General features: G+C 72.8%; 1 protein-coding gene. It reads right to left on the bottom strand.

Features of this window, described 5'->3' with window-relative positions; genetic code table 11:
• Positions 1–173: 173 nt before the first annotated feature.
• Positions 174–308 (bottom strand): hypothetical protein, encoded by a 135-nt coding sequence (locus EOA24_RS44025; protein ID WP_281059374.1) that lies wholly within the window; start codon positions 306–308, stop codon positions 174–176.
• Between the last annotated feature and the right edge of the window lie 81 nt (positions 309–389).

The raw sequence follows: 389 nt of genomic DNA, 5'->3' as shown, positions 1-389 counted from the left end.
GTCCCCGCCGAGCCGGAACCGCTGCCGCAGCCTGAGCCAGAGGAAGAGCCACAACCGGCGCCTCAGATACCGGAGCCTCCGGCCCCCGAGGAAGTGCCGCCGGCACGACCCGAGCCCGCGCCGGCGCCGGCGCCTGAACCTGCGCCGCAGGAAGTGCCCGCCCCTGAGCCGACTCAGCCGGATATCGAGCCTTCGCGTCCGGAACCGCTGCCTGAGCCGGCGCCTGTGGAGGTGCCGACGCCGCCGAGCGAGGTTCCGGCCGAAACGCCGGCACCGATCGAGGTGCCGCCAGCCGCGCCGCCTTCCATCGAGCCATCCTCGGAAGCCCGCGCTGCCCCTCATCCGCCTGCCGGCACCTTCTCGCCGTATAGAGACGACGAGAAGGATGA

It is taken from the genome of Mesorhizobium sp. M2A.F.Ca.ET.039.01.1.1 (genome assembly GCF_003998035.1).
Lineage (GTDB): Bacteria > Pseudomonadota > Alphaproteobacteria > Rhizobiales > Rhizobiaceae > Mesorhizobium.
This window is presented reverse-complemented; position numbering and strand designations above follow the sequence as displayed.

Coding starts and splice junctions, on each gene's coding strand:
- EOA24_RS44025 (WP_281059374.1), bottom strand. CDS start 308: ATGGAAGGCGGCGCGGCTGGCGGCACCTCGATCGGTGCCGGCGTTTCG.